General features: G+C 46.9%; 1 protein-coding gene. It reads right to left on the bottom strand.

Features of this window, described 5'->3' with window-relative positions; all coding sequences use genetic code 11:
• Positions 1-439, bottom strand: a 439-nt coding sequence (locus BHC43_RS00580; protein ID WP_257377931.1) for an EF-Tu C-terminal domain-related protein, incomplete at both ends; no start/stop codon positions are given.

Here is a 439-nt window from a genome sequence, read left to right as displayed (position 1 = left end):
TTTTCACCCGGCATTACCATTTCTACACCTTCTGCCAGACTTACTGCGCCTGTTACGTCAGTTGTACGGAAATAGAATTGCGGACGGTAGTTTGCGAAGAATGGGGTATGACGTCCACCTTCTTCTTTGCTCAATACGTATACTTCAGCTTTAAATTTGGTGTGCGGGGTGATGCTGCCCGGTTTTGCCAATACTTGACCACGTTCTACTTCTTCACGTTTGGTACCACGCAACAATACACCTACGTTATCACCAGCCTGACCTTGATCCAGCAATTTGCGGAACATTTCCACACCGGTACAAGTAGTTTTCTGGGTGTCTTTCAGACCCACGATTTCAATTTCGTCACCTACGTTGATTACACCGCGTTCAACACGTCCGGTAACCACAGTACCACGACCTGACATTGAGAATACGTCTTCAATCGGCAACAGGAATG

Source organism: Snodgrassella alvi (genome assembly GCF_002777855.1).
GTDB lineage: Bacteria > Pseudomonadota > Gammaproteobacteria > Burkholderiales > Neisseriaceae > Snodgrassella > Snodgrassella alvi_E.
The sequence above is the reverse complement of the archived record's forward strand: the minus strand, read 5'-3'. Positions and strand labels throughout refer to the sequence as shown.